Annotated in this window: 3 protein-coding genes and 2 pseudogenes; 2 read left to right on the top strand and 3 right to left on the bottom strand. The window is 69.8% G+C overall.

Annotated features, from left to right (window positions below; translation table 11 throughout):
• Window positions 1-1,214 (bottom strand): M14 family zinc carboxypeptidase (locus VI238_RS17310; protein WP_331653626.1); only part of this gene is annotated, 1,214 nt, incomplete at its 3' end.
• A gap of 85 nt (window positions 1,215-1,299) precedes the next feature.
• Complete coding sequence (locus VI238_RS17305) at window positions 1,300-2,172, bottom strand: hypothetical protein (RefSeq protein ID WP_331653624.1); 873 nt, start codon at window positions 2,170-2,172, stop codon at window positions 1,300-1,302.
• Window positions 2,173-2,237: 65 nt separating this feature from the next.
• Here VI238_RS17305 and ligA point away from each other — a divergent pair.
• Window positions 2,238-4,227: pseudogene (ligA, locus tag VI238_RS17300) on the top strand (NAD-dependent DNA ligase LigA); the annotation flags it as partial.
• A 119-nt stretch (window positions 4,228-4,346) separates the two neighbouring features.
• Window positions 4,347-4,598 (top strand): annotated as a pseudogene (locus tag VI238_RS18795) (BRCT domain-containing protein); the annotation flags it as partial.
• Between the two features lie 36 nt (window positions 4,599-4,634).
• Here VI238_RS18795 and VI238_RS17295 read toward each other — a convergent pair.
• Window positions 4,635-5,330, bottom strand: coding sequence for a hypothetical protein (locus tag VI238_RS17295; RefSeq protein WP_331653620.1), 696 nt, complete (start codon window positions 5,328-5,330; stop codon window positions 4,635-4,637).
• Between the last annotated feature and the right edge of the window lie 75 nt (window positions 5,331-5,405).

Here is a 5,405-nt window from a genome sequence, read left to right as displayed (position 1 = left end):
ACGCCGAGCGCGCCGTAGAAGTTGTCGTCGGTGGTGCCGTCGGTCGGGTAGAGCGAATCGGACTGTTCCGGCGTGTAGTCGTTGAACCAGGCCAGGCGCCGCCCGAACGTCTGCAGTGGCGTCCGGTTCGGCGCCGCGTTCGGAGTGTCGCCCCATGGCCACAGCACGAGCTGCGAGTAGCTGTGGATGTCGAAGAACAAGCCGGCATAGTCGTCGGGTGAAGCCGTGTTGACATCGTCCGCGCGACGATCGGGGAACACGCCGCCACTGTAGGTACCGTTGCTGCCGGGCGTACCGGCGACGTACGCGACGAGATGCTGCGTTTCAGGCTCCGACGCGGCCGTCGGGCCGCGGTAGGTCTCGTTGCATTTGCTGCCGCTCGATCCCTGGCCGTTCGTGATGTTCCAGTGGAACGGGAAGTTGCGGTTGAGGTCGATGCCCGAGCTGTTCGCATTGCTGGTGCAGTTGCCGTTCAGGGTATCGGTGTTCTTGCGCCACAGCATGCCGCTTTCGGCCTTCTTGCGCCCGTCCGGGTTGGCCTGCAACACGAAGCGGAAGTCGACGTGGTCGACCAGCCAGGTCGCTTCCGGATCGTTGCCATAGCCGCTGACGAGCCATTCGGCCGTGCGCGTCAGTAGCTCGGCCGGCGTGTATTCGCGCGCGTGGATCGAACCGAACACGACCATCTTCGGGCGACCGGGATCCGTCTCGGCCGTGGCCAGGTTGGTCACGCGCAGCGCACGCATCTCGTAACCCTGTGCCGCATTCTGCGTCTTCTGCCAGCTCGGCCCGATCGAATGCACTTCCGCGAGGTCCGCGTGGACCGCCGCGAGGTCGTCCATCGTCTGGTAGGTGCCTTCGACCGTGCGGTAGCAGGTGTAACCAGGAATGCCCGGGTAGCCGCCGTCCGTGAGCTGCGGCGTGGGAGATGTTATCGCCTGCCGCATCGCCGAGTAGAAGCCGCGCAGGCGCGCGGTGCCGGCGGTGTCGACCGAGACCGACAGGCCGGCGTCTTCGAGCGCGGCGATGCCGGCTTCGTCGGTGTCGACTTGCAATACCTGTCGCTGCGCGTCGACGCGCACATGCTGGAACTGTGCGGCGGCGCGTGCGAGCGTGGCGGTGTCTGGATAGCGGGCTTCGACGAACCATTCGTCCGCGTGGGCCGTGGAGATGATGGCGCCGGCGATCGCGAGCGAGAGCAAGGTCTTGCGCATGGGTTCCCCTCCCGAGAATCTTCCGATCCTAGCAGGGTGGCCGTCCCCAGCCACGCCGCGCCGCGGCGTTTCGTGACGCGCGCCGCTACTCGATCTGCTCACGCGCCCATGCGACATCGAGCGCCTCCATCGCGTCGCGCGGCTTCAGCCTCGCCGCCTTGTCCCACGCCTCGGCGACCTCGTCCTCGCGTTTGTCGCCGTGCAGGAGCAGCAGGCCGTTGCCGTACTCGATCCACGCGATCGGTGCCGCGGGCGTCAGCTTGAGCGCCAGCTTCAGGTGCTTCTCCGCTTCGGTCGCGCTCGCGCCGTAGGTGAGCTTGGCGAGCATGCCGCCGACCTTGCCGACGATTTCGGCATGGTAGAGGCCGAGCGCGGTCTCGGCTTCGGCATGTTTCGGCGCGAGCTCGAGCGTCGCGTCGAGCGACTCGCGCACCTTGCCCGCGAGACCTTGCGCGAGCGCCTTGGTGATCGAGATCGTCTGGCTCAGCCGGCCGATCGCGAACGCGCGACGGTAGTGGCTGTTCGCCTCGTCCGGCAGCGCGGCGACGGCGGCGTCGGCGAGCGCGATGAGCTCCTCGTAGCGCGCGGTCTTGGCCTTGTCGTCGTCGAGCAGGTAGGTCGCGTGGATGCCGCCGGCCTTGATCGCGACCGACGCACCGAGCGCCTTCAGCGCGCCACCGGCTTCGTACGCCTGCTGGAAGTCGCCGCGATGGAACGCGCGCCATGCGTCCTGGAGCGCGCTCGCGATGGCGGCCGCGTCCTTGCCGAGCTTCGGCTGTCGCTTGAGCAATGCGGCGACGCGCTTTTCGTCAGGGAACGGTTCCTGGTCGCCCGCGTGGAGGTCCTTCCACGCTTTCGCGAGCTTGTCCCCGGCGTAGTCGTACGCCTTGTCCGGATGCGGAAACGCGACCCAGCCTTTCTTCGCCATCGTGATGTCCTCGGCGCGAGCGATGTGCACGGCAGTCTGCCGCGAGCGGGCCAACGGCGTCACGCCGCCCTGCGGCAAGCCGTTACACTGCGCGCATGAGCACGCCCCGCCAGACGCCCGCCGCGCGCGCCGCCGAATTGCGCGCGCGCATCGAAGACGCCAACTACCGCTACCACGTCCTCGATGAGCCGGACATCGCCGACGCCGAGTACGACCGCCTCATGCGCGAGCTCGAGGCGCTCGAAGCCGGGCATCCCGAGCTCGCGACCGCCGACTCGCCGACGCGGCGCGTCGGCGCTGCGCCGTCGGGCGCGTTCGCCGAAGTGCGCCACGAGATCCCGATGCTGTCGCTCGGCAATGCCTTCAGCGACGAGGAGGTCGAGGATTTCGTGCGGCGCATCGTCGACCGCACGGGCGTCGCCGAGCCCGTATTCTCGGTCGAGCCGAAGTTCGACGGCCTCGCGATCAGCCTGCGTTACGAGGACGGCGTATTCGTGCGCGGCGCGACGCGCGGCGACGGCGAGAAGGGCGAGGACGTCAGCGCGAACCTGCGCACGATCAGGGCGGTGCCGCTGCGGCTGCGCGGCGAGGGCTGGCCACGTGTGCTCGAGGTGCGCGGCGAGGTGTACATGCCGCGCGCGGCGTTCGAGGCATGGAATGAACGCGCGCGCGCGGAGGGCGGCAAGGTGCTCGCCAATCCGCGCAACGGCGCGGCGGGGTCGCTACGCCAGCTCAATCCCGCGGTCACGGCGCAGCGACCGCTCGCCTTCTACGCGTACGCGATCGGCATCGTCGAGGGGGCCGCATTGCCGCCGAAGCATTCCGACGTGCTCGCGCAACTGCGCGCCTGGGGGTTTCCGGTCAGCGCGCTCGTCGGTACCGCGCGCGGCGTGGCCGGTTGCCTCGCGTACTACGAGCGGATCGGCGCGCGCCGCGATGGGTTGCCGTTCGACATCGACGGCGTCGTCTACAAACTCGACGACCTCGCCGCGCAGCGCGAACTCGGCTTCGTCGGGCGCACGCCGCGCTGGGCGATCGCGCACAAGTTCCCCGCGCAGGAGCAGCAGACGGTCGTCGAGGACATCATCGTCAACATCGGTCGCACCGGAGCCGCGACGCCCGCGGCGAAGCTCGCGCCGGTGCTCGTCGGGGGCGTGACGGTCACCAACGCGACGCTGCACAACGCGGACCAGGTCGCGCGCCTCGACGTGCGCGTCGGCGACACGGTGATCGTGCGCCGTGCGGGCGACGTGATTCCGGAAGTCGTGCGCGTCGTGCCCGAGTTGCGACCCGCGCGCACGAAGCAATGGCGGATGCCCGCGCATTGTCCGATCTGCGGCTCGGACATCGTGCGCGAGGAGGGGGAGGCGGTCGCGCGCTGCACCGGCGAACTCACCTGCGCCGCGCAGCGTACGCAGGCCGTATTCCACTTCGCCTCGCGTCGCGCGATGGATATCGACGGCCTCGGCGAGCGCTACATCGAGGATCTCGGCGATCTCGGCTACCTCCGTTCGGTCGCCGACCTCTATGCGCTCGGCCTCGACGACCTGCTCGAGATGAAGCGGCGCGCGGACGAGCGCGACGGCACCACGCCCGAGACGGTCAAGGCGGGCAAGGTCGCCACCAAGTGGGCGGAGAACCTCATCGACGCGATCGCCCATAGTCGTCGAACGACGCTCGCGCGCTTCCTCTATGCACTCGGCATCGCGCACGTCGGCGAGAGCACCGCGAAGGTGCTCGCGACCTGGTTCGGCGAGCTCGAACGCGTGCGGCATCTGCCATGGCCGATCCTCAAGCTCGTGCCCGACGTCGGCGGCGAGGTCGCACGCGCGATCGATGCGTTCTTCCACCAGGCCGGCAACCAGCAGGTCATCGACGACCTGCTCGCACGTGGGGTCGAGATCGGTGATGCGCATGCGCCGTCGCCGAAGCTCGCGCGCGAGCTGACGCTCGCGAACGTGCTCGCCCAGGCCGAGGTCCCGAAGCTCACGGCCAAGCGCGCCGAGCAGCTCGGCGCCGCATTCGGCTCGATGGACGAGGTCCTGGTCGCTGGCGTCGACGCGCTCGTCGCGGCAGGGCTGCCGAGCGACACGGCCGCCGCCGTGCGCGAGTACGTCGAGTCGGAGCCCGGACGCGAACTCCTGCAGCGTTGCGCGCTCGCGCTCGCGCAGCTGCGCAAGGCGGTGCCGAGCGGGGAGGGAGCCGCAGGTGCGCTGGAGGGCAAGACGGTCGTGCTCACCGGCACGCTCGCCGCGCTCACGCGCGACGAGGCAAAGGCGAAGCTCGAGGCGCTCGGCGCGAAAGTCGCAGGCAGCGTGTCGAAGAAGACCGACTTCGTCGTCGCCGGAGAGTCGGCCGGCTCGAAGCTCGACAAGGCGCAGGAACTCGGCGTCGAGATCTGGGACGAGCAGCACCTGTTGCAGTTCCTCGCGAAGCATCCGGCCGCGGACCGCTGATCCGGCCGGAAGGCTGCCCGCCACGGCGGACGATTGTCATCCGTGCGGGGAGCCGGTTCCGATGTGGGATTCGTCGTGGTGGTGGCCGGAACCGAGCCCGATGCCGGTGCCTACGCCGATCCCTGCGCCCATTCCGGCACCGCCACCGCCGCGGCCACCGACCCTGCCTTCGCCACCGCCCTCACCCCTGGTGCGGTCGCTGCCGCCGCGGCCACTGCCCGGCCGCGTCGGACCCTGGCGCGGGATCGAGACCGAGGGCGGGACCGGATCGAGATCGAGCGCCTCGCGCACGAAATCGCGCAGCGACACGACCAGATCGTGGGTATGGATGGCTCGGCCCTCGGCGAGTTCGGTTGCCGCGCGAGCGGCGAGGCGCACCTGTTCCTCGGTGCCGAGCAGGATGATGTCGGACAGAGCCGCTTCGACGGCGTCGCGCGTGCGGCGCCCGCGATCGCTGCCGGCAGGCGCCTCTCCCGGGCCCGTCGCGCGACGAAGCTCGCGCAGGTGCGTCGGATCGACCGCGAGATCGCCCGTGAACGAGCCGCCGAGCGTCTTGTATGCGGCGATGAGCGTGCGCAGGCGCTCGTTGATCTGGCGGTTCTCGCGCTCGCGCCGCTGCTGGATCGTCTGCATCGCGAGCAGGCGGATGCCGACGCCGATCAGCGTGATCACCGCCAGGCCGAGCAGGGTGGAGAGCAGCGCCTGCCACGAGCTGAAATCGAGATTGCGCATGCGGGGCTCCTCCCGTCCGACATCCGCAGTCTAGGGCAAGCGGCGGCGGCGAGCCGGACGCGGTGTGCCCGGCCC

This window comes from Dokdonella sp. (assembly GCF_036518555.1).
Taxonomy (GTDB): domain Bacteria; phylum Pseudomonadota; class Gammaproteobacteria; order Xanthomonadales; family Rhodanobacteraceae; genus Dokdonella_A.
Note: the sequence above shows the minus strand (reverse complement) of the source record. Positions and strands in the feature narration are given on the sequence as shown.

Excerpts from the sequence above, each read along its gene's own strand:
- VI238_RS17295 (WP_331653620.1), bottom strand. The coding sequence starts at position 5,330 with ATGCGCAATCTCGATTTCAGCTCGTGGCAGGCGCTGCTCTCCACCCTG.